At 74.1% G+C, this 19728-nt stretch carries 15 protein-coding genes and 1 pseudogene; 7 read left to right on the forward strand and 9 right to left on the reverse strand.

Annotation, left to right across the window (positions count from 1 at the left end):
* Window positions 1-273 precede the first annotated feature (273 nt).
* A complete protein-coding gene (gcl, locus tag ACGFSH_RS20975) occupies window positions 274-2058 on the reverse strand; it encodes a glyoxylate carboligase (protein ID WP_393350700.1) in 1785 nt (594 codons plus the stop codon).
* A gap of 207 nt (window positions 2059-2265) precedes the next feature.
* Here gcl and ACGFSH_RS20980 point away from each other — a divergent pair, with 207 nt between their 5' ends.
* Window positions 2266-3210, forward strand: a complete 945-nt coding sequence (locus tag ACGFSH_RS20980) for a hypothetical protein (RefSeq protein ID WP_393350703.1) — start codon at window positions 2266-2268, stop codon at window positions 3208-3210.
* Here the strand turns inward: ACGFSH_RS20980 and ACGFSH_RS20985 are convergent.
* Together ACGFSH_RS20985 and ACGFSH_RS20990 are read right to left on the reverse strand one after the other, a co-directional pair.
* Window positions 3207-4856 (reverse strand): AMP-binding protein, encoded by a 1650-nt coding sequence (locus tag ACGFSH_RS20985; RefSeq protein ID WP_393350705.1) that lies wholly within the window; start codon window positions 4854-4856, stop codon window positions 3207-3209. The two genes, ACGFSH_RS20980 and ACGFSH_RS20985, sit on opposite strands and share 4 nt — an antisense overlap.
* Complete coding sequence (locus tag ACGFSH_RS20990; RefSeq protein ID WP_393350708.1) at window positions 4853-6523, reverse strand: AMP-binding protein; 1671 nt, start codon at window positions 6521-6523, stop codon at window positions 4853-4855. Before ACGFSH_RS20990 ends, ACGFSH_RS20985 begins: the two co-directional genes overlap by 4 nt.
* A 193-nt stretch (window positions 6524-6716) precedes the next feature.
* Between ACGFSH_RS20990 and ACGFSH_RS20995 the strand changes: the two genes are divergently transcribed.
* The 3 genes from ACGFSH_RS20995 to ACGFSH_RS21005 all read left to right on the forward strand — a co-directional run bounded on the left by ACGFSH_RS20995 (window position 6717) and on the right by ACGFSH_RS21005 (window position 11770).
* On the forward strand, window positions 6717-7577 hold the full coding sequence (locus ACGFSH_RS20995; protein ID WP_393350711.1) for a response regulator transcription factor: 861 nt from the start codon (window positions 6717-6719) through the stop codon (window positions 7575-7577).
* A gap of 243 nt (window positions 7578-7820) precedes the next feature.
* Window positions 7821-10661 carry an AAA family ATPase gene (locus ACGFSH_RS21000; RefSeq protein ID WP_393350713.1) on the forward strand — a complete coding sequence of 947 codons (2841 nt, stop codon included), beginning with the start codon at window positions 7821-7823 and terminating at the stop codon, window positions 10659-10661.
* A 317-nt stretch (window positions 10662-10978) separates the two neighbouring features.
* A complete protein-coding gene (locus ACGFSH_RS21005) occupies window positions 10979-11770 on the forward strand; it encodes a S1 family peptidase (protein ID WP_393350715.1) in 792 nt (263 codons plus the stop codon).
* Window positions 11771-11935: 165 nt separating this feature from the next.
* Here ACGFSH_RS21005 and ACGFSH_RS21010 read toward each other — a convergent pair whose 3' ends face one another.
* Together ACGFSH_RS21010 and ACGFSH_RS21015 are read right to left on the reverse strand one after the other, a co-directional pair.
* Entirely contained in the window at window positions 11936-13051 is a 1116-nt protein-coding gene (locus tag ACGFSH_RS21010) for a winged helix DNA-binding domain-containing protein (RefSeq protein WP_393350717.1), read from the reverse strand.
* A 162-nt stretch (window positions 13052-13213) separates the two neighbouring features.
* A complete protein-coding gene (locus ACGFSH_RS21015) occupies window positions 13214-13633 on the reverse strand; it encodes a BlaI/MecI/CopY family transcriptional regulator (protein WP_393350719.1) in 420 nt (139 codons plus the stop codon).
* Window positions 13634-13913: 280 nt separating this feature from the next.
* Here ACGFSH_RS21015 and ACGFSH_RS21020 point away from each other — a divergent pair, with 280 nt between their 5' ends.
* The 3 genes from ACGFSH_RS21020 (at window position 13914) to ACGFSH_RS21030 (ending at window position 15957) form a co-directional block, all read left to right on the forward strand.
* Window positions 13914-14549 (forward strand): phosphatase PAP2 family protein, encoded by a 636-nt coding sequence (locus ACGFSH_RS21020; RefSeq protein WP_393350895.1) that lies wholly within the window; start codon window positions 13914-13916, stop codon window positions 14547-14549.
* Window positions 14546-15217: a phosphatase PAP2 family protein gene (locus ACGFSH_RS21025; protein ID WP_393350721.1), complete on the forward strand. Its 672-nt coding sequence runs from the start codon at window positions 14546-14548 to the stop codon at window positions 15215-15217. The genes ACGFSH_RS21020 and ACGFSH_RS21025 overlap by 4 nt, the downstream gene beginning before the upstream one ends.
* 170 nt (window positions 15218-15387) lie before the next feature.
* Entirely contained in the window at window positions 15388-15957 is a 570-nt protein-coding gene (locus ACGFSH_RS21030; protein WP_393350723.1) for a DUF4396 domain-containing protein, read from the forward strand.
* Window positions 15958-15969: 12 nt separating this feature from the next.
* Here ACGFSH_RS21030 and ACGFSH_RS21035 read toward each other — a convergent pair whose 3' ends face one another.
* The 4 genes and pseudogenes from ACGFSH_RS21035 to ACGFSH_RS21050 all read right to left on the reverse strand — a co-directional run bounded on the left by ACGFSH_RS21035 (window position 15970) and on the right by ACGFSH_RS21050 (window position 19552).
* On the reverse strand, window positions 15970-16542 hold the full coding sequence (locus tag ACGFSH_RS21035; protein WP_393350725.1) for a DUF1360 domain-containing protein: 573 nt from the start codon (window positions 16540-16542) through the stop codon (window positions 15970-15972).
* Window positions 16526-17503 carry a Rieske 2Fe-2S domain-containing protein gene (locus tag ACGFSH_RS21040; RefSeq protein ID WP_393350727.1) on the reverse strand — a complete coding sequence of 326 codons (978 nt, stop codon included), beginning with the start codon at window positions 17501-17503 and terminating at the stop codon, window positions 16526-16528. Before ACGFSH_RS21040 ends, ACGFSH_RS21035 begins: the two co-directional genes overlap by 17 nt.
* A gap of 197 nt (window positions 17504-17700) precedes the next feature.
* A pseudogene (locus tag ACGFSH_RS21045) lies at window positions 17701-19165 on the reverse strand (aminotransferase class I/II-fold pyridoxal phosphate-dependent enzyme).
* A gap of 159 nt (window positions 19166-19324) precedes the next feature.
* Window positions 19325-19552 (reverse strand): DUF6480 family protein, encoded by a 228-nt coding sequence (locus ACGFSH_RS21050; protein ID WP_329414934.1) that lies wholly within the window; start codon window positions 19550-19552, stop codon window positions 19325-19327.
* Window positions 19553-19728 lie beyond the last annotated feature (176 nt).

A 19728-nucleotide genomic window follows, 5' to 3' on the forward strand; every position in this document is an offset into this window, starting at 1 on the left:
GGTGACCGCCGGCAGGGACGCCACGGGGACGCCGGAAGGGCGGCCCAACCTCAAATCAACCTCTGAACGCTGTTCCGGGGGCTCCAACCGCCCCCGGAGTAGGGCACATTGTGTTCACGCGGGACCCGCCGGCACGGGGGCGGCAGGCCCCGCGTGACGGGGAGGACGACGGGACGGGGGACGTGCCGTCCCTCCCCGCACCGACACGGAAGGGGCGGCCCGCGCGGGCCGCCCCTTCCGTGTCGGCGTCCGCGCCGCCGCCGTCGCTCCCGCTCAGACCTTCAGCGCCCGGACCGACGTGGGCGCGTGACCCGGCTCGGTGGCGAGTTCCTCGAACTCCACGACGGCACCGATGTCGTTGGTGCCGCTCATCGAGATGTTGGTGACCCGCTCCAGGACGGCCTCGACGACCACGGGCACCCGGAACTCGGCGGCGAGCTTCTTCGCCTCCTCGAAGGCCGCGCCCAGCTCAGCGGGGTCCGTCACCCGGATCGCCTTGCAGCCGAGGCCCTCGACGACCTTGACGTGGTCGACGCCGTACACGCCCAGCTCCGGCGAGTTGACGTTCTCGAACTCCAGCTTGACCTGGAAGTCCATGTCGAACGCCCGCTGCGCCTGTCGGATCAGGCCCAGATAGGAGTTGTTGACGAGGACGTGGACGTACGGGATCTTGTGCTGCGCCCCGACCGCCAGCTCCTCGATCATGAACTGGAAGTCGTAGTCCCCCGAGAGGGCGACGACCTGTGCCTCGGGGTCGGCCTTGGCGACGCCGAGCGCCGCCGGGATCGTCCAGCCGAGCGGCCCGGCCTGGCCGCAGTTGATCCAGTGCCGCGGCCGGTAGACGTGCAGCATCTGGGCGCCGGCGATCTGCGAGAGGCCGATGGTGGTGACGTAGCGCGTCTCGGGGCCGAAGGCCTTGTTCATCTCCTCGTAGACCCGCTGCGGTTTGATCGGGATGTCGTCGAAGTGCGTCCGGCGCAGCAGGGTGGCCTTCTTCTCCCGGGCCGCGGCCGCCCAGGCGGACCGGTCGGGCAGCGCGCCGGCCGCCTTCGACTCCCGCGCCGCCTCGGCGAAGAGGCGCAGAGCGGCCTTGGCGTCCGAGGCGATCCCGTAGTCGGGGGCGAAGATCCTGCCGATCTGGGTGGGCTCGACGTCGACGTGCACGAAGGTGCGGCCGGCCGTGTAGACGTCGATGCGCCCGGTGTGGCGGTTGGCCCAGCGGTTGCCGATGCCGAGGACGAAGTCCGACTCCAGGAACGTCGCGTTGCCGTAGCGGTGCGAGGTCTGCAAGCCCACCATGCCGGCGTTCAGCTCGTGGTCGTCGGGGAGGGCGCCCCAGCCCATCAGCGTCGGGATGACCGGAACGCCCGTCAACTCGGCGAATTCCCGCAGGAGTTCGGAGGCGTCCGCGGAGATGACGCCGCCGCCCGCGACGATCAGCGGCCGCTCCGCCGCGTTCAGCATGCGCAGCGCCTTGTCGATCTGCGCGCGGGTCGCGGCCGGCCGGTGGACGGGCAGCGGCTCGTAGGCGTCCGGGTCGAACTCGATCTCCGTCTGCTGGACGTCGACCGGGAGGTCGATCAGCACCGGTCCGGGCCGGCCCGAGCGCATCAGATGGAAGGCCTGCTGGAACACCCCGGGGACCTGCCCCGCCTCCAGGACGGTGACCGCCATCTTGGTCACCGGCCGGGCGATGGAGGCGATGTCGACGGCCTGGAAGTCCTCCTTGTGGATCACGGCGGTCGGCGCCTGGCCCGTGATGCACAGGATCGGGATCGAGTCGCCGATGGCGGAGTACAGCCCGGTGATCATGTCGGTGCCGGCCGGGCCGGAGGTGCCGATGCACACGCCGATGTTGCCGGGGTGGGTGCGGGTGTAGCCCTCGGCCATGTGCGAGGCGCCCTCGACATGGCGGGCGAGGGTGTGGCCGATGCCGCCGGAGGCCGCGAGCGCCGCGTAGAACGGGTTGATCGCCGCGCCGGGGACGCCGAACGCGCTGGTGACGCCTTCGCGCTTGAGGATCTCGACTGCCGCACGGGCAGCGGTCATACGAGCCATGGAGTACTCCTGCTTCGACTGCTTCAGCTGCTTCAGCTGTCGGATTCGCTCTCCCGTCGCGCCCCGCGGTGAGCCCTTCCTCTGTCCGCCCTTTCCGCATTTCCGTATCGCGGAAAAAGTTTTCTACTATCTGGAAGCAATGTAAGTGGGTGCGCAAAGGTCGTCAAGAGACGGACAGGAGCGGACCGGAGGAGGACGATGGGGGCCATGTCCGAGAGCGTGCCGGTGCGCTGCCCGGCCTGTCGGCGCGAGCGCCTCTACACCGTGCCGTCCTACCCGTGCGCGTGCGGCTCCCCCGTCACGCCGGTGCCCGACCCGCACACGGCGCCGACGGCCGTCGCCCACCGGGCCTGGGACGACGAGTGGGTCGTCCTGGCCTGCCACGCCTGCGGGCGCCGCGACCAGTGGCCACGGCCCGAACTGGGCTGCGCCTGCGGAGTGCTGCTGCGCGTCCCGGTGACCGACCACGCGGCCGAGTCCGGGTCCGACACCGAGACCGTGACCGAGACCGCCACGGAGCCCGAGTCGGAGTCCGCGCCCTGCGGGGAGCGCGAGCCCGTCGCGGGGGCGCGGGACATGGGTGATCCAGGGCCGAAGGAAGGTTCAGGGCCGGGGCAGACGGCGGGGCCGGGGCGGCCGACGGAGGCCGGCGACGGCCGGGTGTCCGTGCCTGCGCCGCGCCGGCGCGCATTCCGGCCCGTCGCCATCCGTACCGCGCGGGACGTCGTGACGGCCGCGGCGCTGTATCTGAACTGGCTGGGGCACGGGGACATCCGGCGGGCCGACCAGCGGCCCACCTCCGGCATCGGCCTCGCCGCCCGCGGGCTCGTCGCCCAGGTCGACCCGAGCGTGCACCCGGCCTCGCCGCGGGACGTGGAGTGCCTGTGGCTGACGGCGATGACGGAGTCCGCCGAGTGCGTGTACTTCTCCCTCGCCGGATACACCGACGACGCCCGGGAGAGCGCCGACCGGCTCCGTGTGCCGCTGTTCGTGCTGGACCTCACCGGCGCCCCGCAGCCGGTCAACGCCACGGCCGGCGCCCTCGCCGCCGCGGACGCCCACGAGAGCGGGGACGCCGACGGCGGTGCGGACGCCCACGGCGGGCGGGGCGGCCGCGGCCGGGGGCGGGACACACCGCCGCGAGATGCCTAGAGCGCGTACTTCTCGCGCAGTTCGATCTTGCGCACCTTCCCCGACACGGTCATGGGGAAGGCGTCCAGGATCTGGAGCCGGCTGGGGATCTTGTAGTGCGCCAGGCGGTCCCGGCAGTACGCGTGCAGTTCCTCCAGCGTGAGCGGGTCCGCGGGATCGCCCGGGATGACGCAGGCGAGGACCTCCTCGCCGTACTTCTCGTGCGGGACCCCGACGACCTGGACGTCCCTGATCTTCGGGTGGCCGTAGAGGAACTCCTCGATCTCCCGCGGGTAGATGTTCTCCCCGCCCCTGATGATCATGTCCTTGATGCGGCCGACGATCTCCACGTAGCCGTCCTCCCGCATCACCGCCAGGTCCCCGGTGTGCATCCAGCGCCCCGCGTCGATCACCTCGGCTGTCTTCTCCGGCTCGTTCCAGTAGCCGAGCATCACGCTGTAGCCGCGGGTGCACAGTTCGCCGGGGAGGCCGCGGGGCCGGGTCACGCCGTCCACCGGGTCCACCACCTTGACCTCGATGTGCGGCAGTACGCTGCCGACGGTGCCGGTGCGGTGCTCGAGGTCGTCGTCCCGGCGCGTCTGGGTGGAGACGGGCGAGGTCTCGGTCATGCCGTAACAGATCGACACCTGCGCCATGTTCATCTCCGCGACCACGCGCTTCATCACCTCCGCCGGGCAGGGCGAGCCCGCCATGATGCCGGTGCGCAGCGAGGAGAGGTCGTAGGCCGCGAAGTCGGGCAGGTTCAGCTCGGCGATGAACATGGTCGGCACGCCGTACAGCGAGGTGCAGCGTTCCTGCTGGACGGCCTCCAGCGTGGCCTTCGGGTCGAAGGAGGGGGCCGGGACGACGACGCAGGCGCCGTGCGAGGTCGCCGCGAGGTTTCCCATCACCATGCCGAAGCAGTGGTAGAAGGGCACCGGGACGCAGATCCGGTCCCGCTCGCTGTAGGCGATCGACTCCCCCACGAAGTAGCCGTTGTTGAGGATGTTGTGGTGGGAGAGGGTGGCGCCCTTGGGGAAGCCCGTCGTTCCCGACGTGTACTGGATGTTGATCGGGTCGTCGCAGGACAACTCGGCCGCGCGGGCCTGGAGTTCCTCGTGGCCACCGGGCGTGGCGCGGCGCAGCAGGGCGTCCCAGCCCGGATCGCCGATGTAGACGGTCTCACGCAGGTCGGGGCATCTGCCGCGCACCTGCTCGACCATGGCGCGGTAGTCGCTCGTGCGGTGGCTGAGCGAGGCGAACAGCACCGAGATCCCGGCCTGGTCGAGGACGTACTCGACCTCGTGGGTGCGGTAGGCGGGGTTGATGTTCACCATGATCGCGCCGATGCGGGCGGTTGCGTACTGGACCAGCACCCACTCGGGGCAGTTGACCGCCCAGATGCCGACGCGGTCGCCCTTGGCGACGCCGCTCGCGAGCAGCGCGCACGCCAGCCGGTCGACGTCCGCGGCGAAGGCGGCGTACGTCCAGCGTCGGCCGGAGGGCACGTCGACGAGGGCCTCGCGGTCCGGCCAGGCGGCCACCGCCCGGTCCAGGTTCTCGCCGATGGTGTCCCCGAGCAGGCTCGTGGTGCTCGTCCCGTGCGCGTACGCCGGGCCGGGAGCGCCCGCGGCCGGGCTGTCCGGCGCGGAGGGGGAGCCGCTCATCGGAAGTCCTCCTCGCGGTACTCGTCGGCCGAGCCCGCCGCCGTGGCCTCGCGCAGCTCGATGCGGCGGATCTTGCCGCTGACCGTCTTGGGCAGCGGGGCGAACTCCAGCCGTCGCAGGCGCTTGTAGGGGGCGAGGACCTGGCGGGAGTGCTCGAACAGCGCCTTCGCGGTGTCCGGGCCGGGCTCCCAGCCCTCGGCGAGGACGATGTACGCCTTGGGCACGGCCAGGCGCAGTTCGTCGGGGGCCGGGACGACGGCCGCCTCGGCGACCGCCTCGTGCTCCAGCAGCGCGCTCTCCAGCTCGAAGGGGCTGATCTTGTAGTCGGAGGCCTTGAAGACGTCGTCGGCCCGGCCGACGTAGGTGAGGTACCCGTCGTCGTCGCGGCTGCCGATGTCGCCGGTGCGGTAGTAGCCGCCGGCCATCGCCTCCGCCGTGCGGTCGGGGTCGCCGTGGTAGCCGGTCATCAGGCCCACCGGGCGGGCGGACAGGTCGAGTGCGATCTCGCCCTCCCGGGCGCCCGGCGCGCCGGAGACCGGGTCGAGGAGTTCCACCCGGTAGCCCGGGCTCGGCCGGCCCATGGAGCCGGACTTCAGTTCCTGGCCGGGGCTGTTGGCGATCTGCACGGCCGTCTCGGTCTGGCCGAAGCCGTCCCGGACGGTGACGCCCCACGCGCGCCGCACCTGTTCGATGACCTCGGGGTTGAGGGGCTCGCCCGCGGCGACGGCCTCGCGGGGCGGGGTGCGCAGCTGGGTGAGGTCGGCCTGGATGAGCATGCGCCAGACGGTCGGCGGGGCGCAGAACGTCGTCACGCCCGCGCGGTCCATCTCCGCCATGAGCCGGGCCGGGTCGAAGCGGGTGTAGTTGTGGATGAAGACGGTCGCCTCGGCGTTCCAGGGGGCGAAGAGGTTGGACCAGGCGTGCTTGGCCCAGCCGGGCGAGGAGATGTTGAGGTGCACGTCGTGGGGCTTGAGCCCGATCCAGTACATCGTGGCCAGGTGCCCGACCGGGTACGAGGTGTGGGTGTGCTCCACCAGCTTGGGGCGGGCGGTCGTGCCGGACGTGAAGTACAGCATCAGCGGGTCGTCGGCGAGGGTGGGGCCGTCGGGCGTGAAGCCGGCCGGGGCGCCGTAGGCGTCCTCGTAGCGGTGCCAGCCCTCGGGGGCGCCGCCGACCGCGATGCGGGTGTAGTCGCCGGGGACGTCGTCGAACTTGCCGGCGTCCTCGGCGCGGACCAGGACGTGCCGGACCCGGCCGCGTTCGACGCGGTCCGCGAGGTCGGCGGGGCCCAGCAGCGGGGTGGCGGGGATGACGACCGCGCGCAGCTTCATGGCGGCCAGCGCGGTCTCCCACAGCTCGGCCTGGTTGCCCAGCATGACGAGGACGCGGTCCTCGGCGGCGACACCGCGGGCGCGCAGCCAGTTGGCAACCCGGTCCGAGCGCTGCGACAGCTCGGCGAAGCTGAGCCGCGTCTCGCGGCCGTCCTCCTCGACGATGTGCAGGGCGGTGCGCCCGTTGCCCTCGGCGATGGCGTCGAACCAGTCCAGGGCCCAGTTGAAGCGCTCCGGCCGGGGCCACGCGAAACGCTCGTAGGCGGTCGTGTAGTCCTCGCGGTGCTCCAGCAGGAAGTCGCGGGCTGCGCGGAAGCGCTCCGTCGCCGTCGTCATCGGTCCTCCTCGCTCTCTTGCTGTCTTGCCCGGGGCCGTGGGAACGCGCTCGACAGCGGCGCGTCCCTGCGGCACACTCCCGTGGCGCCGGACCATTGCGGGCGGCTCTCTGCCATCGTGTAATCCGTGATGCAGGTCTCACTACCCCCGAACGGGGGTGTGCGGCGCGACGGCGCGCGGAAAGGGCGGCAAGGTGGCGGCGGACGCAGCCGGAACGGCTCAGATCGGCGGGGCCCTGATGCGGCTGCGGCGCGCGACCGGGCTGCCGGTCGCCTTCGGCGGGCTGGTGGAGCCGGGGCGGCAGCGGATGCGGATCAGCGAGTTCAGCGGGGAGGCCGGGCTCGCGCTGCGCGGGCTGGCGGTGACCTCGGGAAACGGTCTGGGCGGCAAGGCGGTGGCGCTGGCCCGGCCCTGCGCGGTGACCGACTACTCGCTGTCGCGGCAGATCAGCCATGAGTACGACGCGGCCGTCGCCGAGGAGGGGCTGCGCTCGGTGCTGGCGATCCCGGTGGTGGTGCGCCGCCGGGTGCGCGGGGTGCTGTACGGCGCGCTGCGCACGGCGCAGCCGCTGGGCGAGCGCACGCTGACCGCGGCGGTGCAGGCCGCGCGGGACGTGGAGCAGGCGCTGGTCGTCCAGGACGAGGCGCGCGATCTGCTGGCGGCGGCCGAGGAGCGCGCGGCGGCCGCCGGGCCGGGCCGGGGCGGGGGTGCGGCGGCCGGCTGGGAGCAGGTGCGCGAGGCGCATGCGGCGTTGCGCGCCCTGGCCCCGCGGATCGCCGACCCGGTGCTGCGCGCGGAGCTGCTCGACGCCTGCGGGCTGCTCGCGCCGGGCACTTCGGGTGAGCCGGAGCGCCCGGCGGTGGTGCTGGCCCCGCGTGAGCTGGACGTGCTGGCGTGCGTGGCGGCGGGGGCGACGAACGCCGCGGCCGCCGAGCGGCTGGGGCTGCGCGCGGAGACGGTGAAGGGCTATCTCAGGTCGGCGATGCGCAGGCTGGGCGCGCGCACCCGGGGAGAGGCGGTGGTCGCGGCCCGCAGGGGGGGTCTGCTGCCGTAGCGCGAGGGCGCCGCGCCCCTCGGGGGGCGGTGCGGCGCGACCGCGGCGGGCGCCTCGCGGGGCGCCGGCGAGGAGCGATCACATCAAGCCAGGGAGCCCCCTCACGACAAGCGATTATTCACTCACCGTCACGATGAATTTCCCTGTACGCCAGGTTGTTATATCCCTCACCACGCCGCGCCTCCGAATTTCAAAGAGTCGTTGCCTAGAATTTGGCCCGGACACGACACTCGGAGGGGAGCGGTGACCGTGCGACGGGACTTCAAGGAGCCTGCCCGATGCCGCCCCGACCTGGTCATCGGCAGGGACGAGCTGTACGCGGCCGCCCGCGAGCAGCTGACCCGCGGCGGCAGTGTGCTGCTGCACGGCCCGGCCGGAATAGGAAAGTCGACCGTGCTGCGGGCATTGGCCGCGGATTACGGCGACGCGGCGCGCACCGTGCTGCGCTGCTCGGCCACCGAGTCGGAATCGCACCTGCCGTTCCTGGCCCTGGCCGATCTCTTCGGGCTGGTCCTCGACGAGGTCTCGGACAAGCTGCCCGCCGCCCAGCGCACCGCCCTGGAGTCCGCGCTGACCGGCCGGGGCGAGTCGACCCTTCAGCGCGACGGCCTCGCGCTGCGGCTCGCCGTCCTGTCGGCGCTGCGCGCCCTGGCCGCGACGCGCCCGGTCCTGCTCGTCGCCGACGACCTGCAGTGGCTGGACTCGGCCAGCGCCGAGCTGCTCGGCTTCGCCGCGCGCCGCCTCGGCGACACCCCCGTCCAGCTGCTCTGCGCGGTCCGGACCGAGGGCCAGGAGTACGACCGCCATCTGCGCGCCTCCCCGCCCGACACCCTCGCCGTGCGCCTCAACCCGCTCTCGAGCGCCCAGGTCTCCGCGCTGCTCGACCACCGCGGCTACACCGACCTGCCCCGCTCGACGATGCGGGAGATCCACCGCACCAGCGGCGGCAACCCCCTGTTCGCGCTGGAACTGGGCCGCGCCCTCGGCGAGAACCCGACGCCTCCCCGGCCGGGCGAGCCGCTGCCCGTGCCGACCTCGCTGCGCGACCTGGTCCTCAGCCGCCTCGACATGCTCTCCGCGGAGGCCCGGCGCACCCTGCTGGTCGCCAGCGCCGGCGCCCGACCCACGCTGGCCCTGCTGCACGCGGCCGGCCGGGAGAACGCCGAGGCGGAGACCGCCCGCGCCGCCGAGCTGGGACTGCTGACGACCGAGCCCGAGGGGCCCGCCGTGCGCTTCACGCATCCGCTGATCTCGGCGGCGCTGTACGCGGAGGCCCCCGCCCAGGAGCGGCGGGCCGCGCACGCCGCGCTGTCCACCGCCGCGTCCGACCCCATCGAGCGGGCCCGCAACCTCGCCCTCGCCACCACCGGCACCGACCCCGAGGTGGCCGCCCGGCTCGCCGAGGCCGCCGCGCTCTCCCGGGACCGCGGCGCTCCCTCGGTCGCCGCCTCGCTCGGGCTGCTCGCCGCCCGGCACACCCCGCAGGACGGCACGCCCGCCGCGGACCGGCACCGGTTGCAGGCCGCCGAGGACGCGATCACGGCCGGCGAGGTGGACCTCGCCCGCGACATCGCGCGCGAGGTGCTGACGCGGGCCACCGTGGCCGCCGACCGGATCCGTGCCTGGGAGGTGGTCATCGAGGCCGCCGGGCAGGCGCTCGGCGACGTCGACGCCGTCTTCCCGCAGGCCCTGGCCGACGCCGGGGACGATCCCCGGCTGCTCGCGCTGGTCCGCTACCACCTCGCCTGGCGCAAGCTGATCGTCGAGGGCGACTTCTCCGAGGCGCGGCAGGAGGCCGCGCACGCGGCGGAGCTGGCCGCCCGCGGCGGCGACCGGCGCACCGAGCTGATGGCCCTGTCGTTCCAGTCGTCCACCGAGACCCTGATGGGCCACCCCAACGCGCCCGCGACCATCAAGCAGGCGATGAAGGAGCCGCAGGACCCGTACGTGGCCTGCCACCACAACGGCGTCGGCGCGGCCAGGTTCCGCTGGCTGATGATGAGCGACCAGCTGGCCGAGGCCCGTTCGACCATCACCGCCCTGCTGCGCGAGGTGCGCCGGCGCGGCATGGTCGAGAGCGAGGTGCACTTCCAGCGCTTCCTCGCCGAGACGGAACTGCGCTCCGGGCACTGCGGGCGCGCCCTCGACCTGGCCCGCGAGAGCCTGCGGCTGGCCCGCGACTCCGGCATCGGCCTGGGGGCCTCCGCGATGCTGGCCTCCCTCGCCGAGGCCTCGGGCGGCGACGTCGACCGGGCGCTGGCGCTGGCCCGGGAGGCCGCGGAGCGCGCCGAGGAGGACGGCGACCAGATGTACCTCTCGCGCGCCCTCGCCGCCCTGGGCCACGCCCAGCTGGTGGCCGGGGACGCCGCGGGCGCGGTCGGCTCGCTGCGCCGGGTGCGGGAGCTGGAGGCCGGGCTGCGCATCACGGACCCGGCGCGCGGCCGCTGGCAGGGCGACCTCGCGGAGGCGCTGGTGCGGGTGGGCGAGCCCGGCGAGGCCCAGGACGTCATCGACGTCACGCGCGAGCACGCGCTGCGGCTGGACCGGGAGAGCGTGCTGGCCGTGCTGGACCGCTCGGAGGCGATGGTGCGGGCCGCGCTCGGCGACCACGAGGCGGCGCTGTCCCGGCTGACGTCCGTTCAGGACCGGCTCGCCAAGCTGGGATACGGCCTGGAGGAGGCGCGGGCGGCGTTCGCGCTGGCCCGGCTGCGCACACTGCGGCCGGGGGCGGGGCCGGGGCCGACGTCGTACGACGAGGCGGCGCGGCTGTTCCGGCGGTGCCGGGCGCTGCCCTGGCTGCGTCAGGTGGAGCGGGCCGCCGCGGAAGGCGCGGCCGCGCAGGCGCAGCGGCCGGCCGCCGTCGGCCGGCCGCAACAGCCGTCCGACGTGCTGGAGGGGCTGGCCGCGATGGAGCGTCAGGTGGCCGCGCTCGTCATGGAGGGCGCGACCAACCGGGAGATCGCCGCGCGCCTGTTCATCAGCGTCAAGACGGTCGAGGCGACGCTGACGCGGGTCTACCGCAAGCTGGGGATCCGCTCGCGGGTGGACATCGTCCGTCTGGCGGCAGGACGTCACGCGAAGTGAGGAATCGGCGGGACAACGCTCCCGCAGCGGCTACCTACCCCTAGTGGGTTTCTCCTGGCCGGTGCGCCGCGCGCGGCGGACGCACCGAGCGGTCCCGGGGCGACGGCTGCGGCCGCGGCCTCGCGCCCGCTCGGCCGACCGAGGGTTTTCCCTGCCCCAACTCCCTTAGGGGGTTCCCTCATTGGGGGCACCCGTGACCGAGCCCTAGCGTAGGGGACGTGCCGCTCGCCCGGGCACACGGGGGTCGGTCCCGCGGCCCCCGTGCCACCCCCCACACCCGCGCGACCCCCCACCGGCCGTCTCCATCGAGGAGTTCCATGCTCGGGCTCAACCGCGTGAAGAGGACCGCAGCAGTGGTCGCGGCGACCGCCGCCGCTGCGGTCCCGGCACTGCTCAGCGCCCCCACCGCTGTCGCGGCGCCACAGCCGATCGTCGGCGGCACCACCACCACGACCACCGCCTATCCGTTCATGATGCAGATCACCGACGCCTCGCAGAACCAGTTCTGCGGCGGGACGCTCGTCTCGCCGACCAAGGTGGTCACCGCCGCCCACTGCATGGCCGGCGAGACCACGAGCAGCGTGCGCGTCGTCGGGGGGCGCACCTACCTGGACGGCACCGACGGCACGGTCGCCCGGGTGAGCGGCATCTGGATCCACCCGGACTACACGGACGCCACCAGGGGCGACGACGTGGCCGTGCTGACCCTGGCGACGTCGATGCCCTACACCGCGGCGCCGTACGTGTCCTCGTCGCAGACCGGGGTGTACGCGGCCGGCACGAGCGCCCGCGTCCTGGGCTGGGGCACCACGTCGGAGAACGGCGCCTCGTCCAACCAGCTGCGGACCGCGACCGTCCCGGTCGTGTCCGACGCCGACTGCACGAATTCCTACGGTTCGGACTTCGTCCCGACCGACATGGTTTGCGCCGGATTCACCTCCGGCGGCACAGACACCTGCCAGGGCGACAGCGGCGGTCCCCTGCTCATCGGGGGCGCCCTGGCAGGGATCACTTCTTGGGGCGAGGGCTGCGCGGAGGCCGGTCACCCGGGTGTCTACACCCGGCTGACCGCCTTCTCCGACCTGGTGACCGAGCAGGTCACCCCGTAGCCGGCGCGCGCCCGGCCCCGAAGAACTCCTGACGGTCCCTCGCACCCGGGGACCGCTCGGGGAACGATCAGGGGGCGCTGCGAGCCTCCACGAGCGGCCCGCAGCGCCTCCTCTCCACTCCCCCGCCGGCCCGCCGGCGGGGGTTTCGCCGTGCCGCCCGGCCGGTCAGTCGCCGGCGGCCCGCACCCGGCCGAACCGGATGTCGAGCGACTCCCCCGGATGCAGCACGGCCAGCGTCCGCTCGCCCTCCGCGAGGACGTCGGCGCGCTGCGCCCGGGTGAGGTCGATGAAGGGCTCGACGACCAGGGCGTCCGGCCCCGGTTTCCACACCCCGGCCAGGAATCCGTCGACGAGGAGGGTGCGGTGGGCCTGGTTGCCCTGCCAGCTGCGGCCCCACTGCCCGGGCGGGATCACCCGCGTGCGGTCGGCGTGGGAGAGCAGCAGGTTGTCGAACTCGGGGAGGAAGCGGGGCGGGGCCGGGGTCTCGGGGTCGGGGCGGGGGGCGTCGGGCAGGTCGAACAGCTCGACGCCCTGCTCGTCGCGGAAGACGAGCAGCCGGGGCCGCAGCCGCTCGAAGGCCTCACGCAGCCGGGTCAGCCCGGCCCAGGTCTGCATGTCCTTGACGGAGGCCGGGCCGAACGCGGCCAGATAGCGCAGGACGACGTCGTCCGCGGCGGGCGCGGGTTCGGCGGGACGGCCGAGCCAGTGCTCGGCGGTGGTCAGCGCGACCTGTCCGCTGCGGCCCCACAGTCCGCGCGGGGTGACCTGCACCAGGGGCAGCCGGCACCGGGCGGCGACGGCGAGGGAGGCCGGGTCGGCCTCGGGCCACACGGCGTGCAGGGCCTCGCGCAGTTGCGCCATGGTGCGCGGTTCGCTTTCCACGAGGTCGCGGGCGAGGGCGGCGAGCCGGTCGAGGTCGACCCCGGCGAGACCCTTGCGGAAGTGGATCAGCTCGCGGTCGCGGGCGGGCTGCACGAACGGGCGCAGGCTCAGGCAGTCGTCCGCGGTGTGGGTGTGGATGGTGGAGCGCATGCTGACGATGCGGACGACCTCGCGGTCGGCCATAAGGGTCGACAGCTCCTGCGGGACGAAGCCGTCGAGGCGCGCGGCGAGGGCGTAGTAGGGAGGCTTCACGTTCTGCGCCTGAAGACCGACCAGACGGTGCACGGCGTCTGCGGCCGACAGGGCCGAGCGGCGCAGCAGCGACTGCCGGTCGAGGGTGGCGCGGTTGAGGGCCCGCACGCCGAGCACGGGGGCCGCCACGGACGTCGTCTTCGTCATGACGTCAACCTAGCGGCGATCTAGGACCGTTTCCGTCCTAGATGCTGTCCGATGCGGTGGGTGCCCGCGGCGCGGTGCGCGGCGGCCGGGCCGGCCGGCGGGAGGTGCGGCGGACCAGGGCGGTGCGAGGACGGCAGCGGCACAGGACGACCAGCGGGGCGGTCACCGGTCGTCACCTCGGAGGAGGCGGCGCAGATACGCCTCGTCGGCGGGGCCGAGCTGGGCGACGAAGCGGGCCAGGACCGCCTGCCGGTCCGTGCCGCGGTCGAGTTCCCCGTGCATGCGCCGGGCGGTCAGACCGGCGGCGTCCTGCACCGGGAGGTAGACGTAGCCGCGGCCCTGCCGCTCGCGGCTGACGACGCCCTTCTCGTGCAGGCGGGTCAGTATCGTCGCCACGGTGGTCCGCGCGAGGCCGGAACCGAGTTCGGTCTGCACCCGCCCGGGGGTGAGCGGGGCCCCGGCCGCCCACAGCGCCGCCATGACGGCGGCCTCCAGCTCGCCGGCCGGCCGCCGCTCGTCCCTCGCACCGGCATCGGCATCGGCATCGGCATGCGTACGGGCATCGGCATCGGCACCGGTCATGGGAGCGTTCCTCATTCCGCCGTCGTCTACAGTGCGGTAGACCGTCTACACGGTTGTAGTCGGTGGCCGGACGTCGTCGTGCGACCGTCGTGCCCTCGGCACGCCGCCGCCGTCCCGCCCGTCCGGCACTGCGACAGTCCCCTGGTCCGCGAGAAGGATGAAGAGGCTCCCGACGATGACCACAGCCACGCACCTATCGTCGCAGCTCGCCGTCAACCTGCCGCACGTCCGGTCACCGTTGTCCGCCTCCGGCGTGCCCGGCCCGGTCTCGGCGCCGTTCATGCAGAGCGCGGGCGGCACGCGGACGGTCGTCGCCTTCGACGGCTCGTCGCTCGACGGCCCCGCCTACCTCGACGTGGTCGGCCTCGCCCGGCACGCACCCGCATGGCTCGACGACACGGTGTCCGCGTGGTCCGCGTACGGGCTCGCGCTGTTCGCGGTGCTGATGGCCGTCGGCTGGTGGCGGGCCCGGCGCGCGGGCGCCGCCGCGGCGGTCACGGCGCTCGCCGCGCCGGTCGCCGTGGTCGCCGCGTACGGGATGAACGCCGCCCTGAAACTGCTGGTGCGCGAGGACCGCCCCTGCCGGAGCCTGCGGGCGGCCACGCTGGAGGCGTGCCCCGCCCCCGGCGACTGGTCCTTCCCCAGCAACCACGCGGCCATCGCCGCCGCCGCGGCCGTCGCCCTGTTCTTCGTATCGCGCCGGCTCGGCGCGTGCGCCGCGGTGGCCGCCTGCGCGATGGCGGCCTCCCGGGTCTGGGTCGGCACGCACTATCCCCACGACGTGCTGGCGGGGCTCGTGACGGGCGCGGCGGCCGCCCTGCTCGCCATGTCGTCGCTGCGGCGCGGGCGGGCGGAGGCGTGGGCGGCGCGACTGGCCGCCACCCGGCTGCGTCCGCTGCTCGCGGCGACTCCGTGACGCGCGGTGGCCGCACCGCACGGGCCGTCGGCTGCGCCCTCGGCGCGTGGACGGCGTTCGGCGTCCTCACCCTGGTCGTGGTGGGCCACGACGGCATGCCACTGTTCGCGGACGCGGGCCTTGTGTCGTGGTCCGTCGCCCACCGGCCGGACGTGGCGGTGGCGTTCGCGCGCGCAGTGACGGCCACCGGAACGGGTGTCGTCCCGTACGCGCTCGCCGCGTCGGCCGGAGCCGTCGCGGGCCGCACCCCCGGGCAGCGCGCGGCGGCCGTCGCCCTCTGCCTTGCCTGCCTGGGAGCGGGCCAGGCACTGCGCCACCTGGTGATGACGCTCGTCGCCCGGCCACGGCCGCCCCAGCAGGACTGGGCGACGCACGCCTCCGGGTGGGCGTTCCCGTCCGGCCACACCGTCACGTCGGCGCTCACGGCGGGGCTGCTGATCATCGCCGTCTGCGTCCGCGCCCCCCGCGGACGGACCCTCCTCGCCGCGGTCGCGGGGTGCTGGGCGGTGCTGGTCGGGCTGAGCCGGGTCTACCTCGGGGTGCACTGGTTCACCGACGTCCTCGGCGGCTGGCTGTTCGCCCTCGGCTGGCTGGGCCTGTGCCTGGGCGCCGCGAGCCGGTGGCCGCCGAGGGGACCGCACTCCGACGGCGTGCGCGCCGCAGCGTGACGCTGCCTCCCTGAGCCTTCCCCGTGAGAGTTTCCCGACGACACCCAGAAGGCCGGAATACCCCCCAGGGGTATACGGTTGACAGCAGTGGCCCGGATGCCGGGCCGCAGTCGAGGGAACACGTTCGAAGCAGCGGGGAGCAACGAGCACCCCGAGGGAAGGGGCAGGCCATGAAGGACAGCGCCCATGACACCGGCGCCGCGCCCGAGCACGCGGGCCACGTCGAGCACGTCGAGCAGGCAGCCGCCGACGGCGCCCGGAGTCACCGCCACGGTGGCGGCCCGCACGAGGGAGGGCCGCACGGCGGAGCGTCGTGGGCGACGGCGGTGAAGGCGACCCTGCACTGCCTCACCGGGTGCGCCGTCGGCGAGATCGCCGGCATGGTGATCGGGACCGCGCTCATGTGGAGCAACGTGTCCACGATGGTGCTGGCGATCGCGCTGTCGTTCCTGTTCGGCTACTCGTTCACCCTGTTCGCGGTGCGCCGGGCGGGCCTGGACCTGAGGTCCGCCGTCCGGGTGGCGCTGGCCGCCGACACCGTCTCGATCGCCGTGATGGAACTGGTCGACAACGGGATCATCGCCCTGGTGCCGGGCGCCATGGACGCCCACCTGGCCGACGGGCTGTTCTGGTCGACGCTGCTCGGCGGCTTCGCGGTGGCGCTGCTGGTCACCACTCCCGTCAACAAGTGGATGATCGGCCGCGGCAAGGGCCACGCGGTCGCCCACGCCCACCACTGAACGCCGGCCGGATCACTCGTCCTGCGTGCCCGTGCCCTCCTCGGCGCCGCCCTCGACCCTGGCCACCAGCGCCGCGTACGACAACTGCAGGGCGTCCGCCCCGGCCAGGGCCGCGAGCGCGCCCATGGCGGTGCGCGTGGCGCGCGGCCACAGGAGCTGGCCGGCGGTCAGGGTCGAGACCATCCACACGCTCAGGCAGAACGGGCAGGTCAGCAGCTCGCCGACGGCGTCCTTGCCGGTGCCGGAGCGCGCCTCCTCGTGCAGTTCGGCCGGACCCTGCGGGCCGACGTAGCGGGTGAAGGGAGCCCGCAGCGGACTGGTCACCGACGCCTTGCTCAGCAGCCGGCTGAGCCGGAAGGCCGCCACCGAGGTCAGCGCCACGTCCCACGGCGCGGGCCGCTCCGGCACCGGCCGTCCCAGCAGCCGCACCGCCGTCGCCCACGCCGAGGTGTACACGCCGAACCCGGCCACGGCCGCGAGGTAGCCCTCCAGCGGCCGTTCCTGCCCCGCCGAGTAGTCCCGCTTCGTCCGCCGCAGGAATCCGTGCAGACTCCGGGCGAGACCGTGGTCAGTCGCCGTTCCCATCAGCCGCCTCCCCTTCCGTCCGCTTCTCCTCGCCGTCCGTGTGGACGTCCTGCGGGCTCCCGTCGTCCTCTTGGTCGTGCCGGCGCAGGCGGACCTCCAGGTGCCCGTCCACCATCCGGGTGTCGAAGGCGGGCTGGGGCGCGGTGGCCGGCCCGCGGACGTTCAAGCCGTCGGAGAGGCGGAACACGCTGCCGTGCCAGGGGCATTCGACGCACCCGTCCGCGACGGCGCCCTCGGACAGGGGCCCGGCCAGATGGCTGCACCGGTCGGCCAGCGCACGGATCTCCCCGTCCGGCTGGTGCACGACCACGATCGGCACGTCGTCCACCATGCGGCGCACGGCCCGCCCGACGGGGAAGTCGGCCGCCCCGCCGACGCGGTGCCAGCCCTCGCCGACGAGGTGCGCGACCTCCTCCGCGTGGTTGGCGCCTGCCGCCTGGCGGTAGGCCAGATGACCGCCCAGCATGCCGCCGACGCCCACCGCCGTCAGCCCCAGGAACCCCAGGGTCCGGCCGGCCGCGGTGCGTCCCCGCAGCCGGCAGGCGAGGGAGGCCGCGTACAGTGCGACGGCCGTCGTGTTGGCGACGGCATGGACCAGTCCCACGCGTTGCTGTTCGTGATGCAGTTCCGCCCAGTCGGCCGCGCCGGTCAGGGCGGCGGGCGCGGCCGCCGCCAGCCCGAGGCCCACCAGCGCGTCCGCGCCGCGGGAACGGCCGGGCAACAGGTCCAGCACGGCCGCGGACAGCCAGCTGCCGACCGGCACCTGCACCATCAGGGGGTGCACCGGGTGACCGAGCCAGGTGCCGTGCAGGACGTCCCGGCCGCGCCCCAGCGGCAGGTCGCGCACGCGCGCGGCGACGGCGTCTATCACGGCGTCCGCCCGGGAATCCCGTTCGACGCGGTCCAGCATCCGCAGGGCCCGGTTCTGTCCTGTCCGCAGGCGAGGAGAGGTAGCGCTCATGGGCAGCCGGGTCCCCCTCAGAATCCCGGGCAAACGACCCCGCGGGAGTGCACTCGCCCGGAAAGCGACCCGCCCCCGGACGAGCGGCGGCACGGCCCGCCCACCGTGCCGCCCTGCCGCTGAGCGGGGCGCGGCGCCCGATCGGCGCCGCGCCGTCGACGCGTGACGCGCCGCACCAGAACCCCGCCGGACACCGCCTAGCGGCGTACCACCCGCAGTGAGCGCATCGACGGATCGGCCGCGTCCGGGATCAGGACGCCGTGTTCCACGCCGCTGCGCAGATAGTCGAGGACCTCGTCGGTGATCACCTCGCCGGGGGCGATCACGGGCACTCCCGGCGGATACGGGCTGATCATCTCCGCGGCGATCCGGCCGGCCGCGCGGTCCGCCGGCACATGGTCGGCCTCGGCGAAGAACGCGTCGCGCGGCAGCATCGCCTGCTCCAGCTCCAGCGTGGCGGGCGCGGGCAGGTGGACCGGCGGCCGCCGCTCGATCGAGCCGGCCGCCTCGACGAGGGCGCGCAGGCCGTCCACCAGCACCTTCTCGGTCTCGTCGTCGTCGGCGCAGGTGATCGAGGCGCTCACCCGGCAGGTGTCGGAACCGCCGAGATCGACGTGCCGGTGGGTCCGCAGCCACTCGGTGGCCTGCATCCCGCTGATGCCGAGCCCGCGCACGTCGATCACGATCTTCATGGGGTCGTAGGAGGCGGCGAGCCGCTCGTCGACGACCTCCTGGCCCATCGGCCGCAGCCCCGGCAGCTCGGCCGCCGCCGCGCGGACGCGTTCCGCGCGGCGCAGCGCGCCGGCCACGAGCTCGTGCCCCTGTTCGGCCATCTGCCGGCGCCAGCCGTCGAGCGTCGCGTACACGAGGGACGACGCGCTGGTGGTCCCGAGCAGGTCCTCCCGCTGTTTGAGGACCTCCGGCGACACCCGGTCGTACTGCAGGTGGAAGACGGAGCTCTGCTCCACGGCGCCGCCCATCTTGTGGACGCTCGTGACCACCAGGTCGGCCTCCGCGTCCATGCCTGCCCCAGGGCGGCAGCTCCGGGTGGAAGGGGAAGACCGCTCCCCACGCCTCGTCGACGATGAGCGGGACGTCGTAGTCGTGGCACACCCGGGCGACGCCCCGGATGTCGGCGCAGGTGCCCCAGTCGGTGGGCGTGATCAGCAGCATGCCCTTGGCGTCCGGGTGCTCGCGCAGCCGGCAGCGTACGTCGTCGGGCTCCGGCGGGTGGGCGATGTGCCGTTCGACGTCGAACTTCGGGCGGACCCAGACCGGCTCCACGCCGTTGACGATGACGGCCGCCATGACCGTCTTGTGCGCGTTGCGGGACAGCAGCAGCTTCTCGCCGGGGCCGGCCACCGCCAGCATCGCCGCCTTGACCGACAGGGAGCTGCCGCAGGTGGAGAAGAACGCCTGTTCCGCGCCGACCGCGTCCGCCATGAGTTCCTGGGCCTGGCTCAGCACGCCCTGCGACTGGCGGCGATCGTCCAGGCCGTTGAGGGAGAGGACGTCCGAGCGGAACACGTCCGCCCCGACGATCTCCGCGACCCGCGGGTCGACGCCCCGGCCCTGCTTGTGGCCGGGCGGACCGTAGGCGATGTCCCCCCGACGCCGGAACTCCTGCAACGCCTCCAGAACGGGCGCCCGCGAGTGGTCCATCGTTGCTCCTCACTGGTCGCCGGGACGGCGGGCCCCGGCGACGGCGGCGTTCCTCGTCGCTCCGACGCGGACCCGGTCCGAGTGCACCCCGGACGTCCCCCGAAACCCGGTCCGGAGGGCTGGTCCCGGAGGGCTGGTCCCGGAGGGCTGGTCCGTGGGTCACACGATCAACGCCACCGCCATCGCGATCAGGCCGGCGGCCACCAGCACCACCACGACCGCGATCAGCGCGAGCGGCATCGCGGCCCATCCCCTGCGCTGTTCGGGCGGCTCCGGATGGGAGATGCCGTACGTTCCGCCCTCGGCGGGCGGGGTCTCGCCGGGGGGCACGCCGCCGCCCGGGTCGATCGACGGGGTCCGCGTCGGGTCCGGGTCGGGAGTCGTCATGGCGTGTGCTCCGTTCGGGTCGGTCGGTCGGTGGGCCGGGTCAGTGGTCGGCCGGTCCGGTGCCGGGGCGGTGCGCTCACCGCCGTGCGCCTGCCGAGTACCCGGGGCGGCGCGCTCACCACACGGCCGGGCCCGCCGGGTGCGCCGGTGCGTCCGGCGCCCGCCGGGCGGAACGA

The sequence above is a fragment of the Streptomyces sp. NPDC048481 genome (genome assembly GCF_043200075.1).
Lineage (GTDB): Bacteria > Actinomycetota > Actinomycetes > Streptomycetales > Streptomycetaceae > Streptomyces.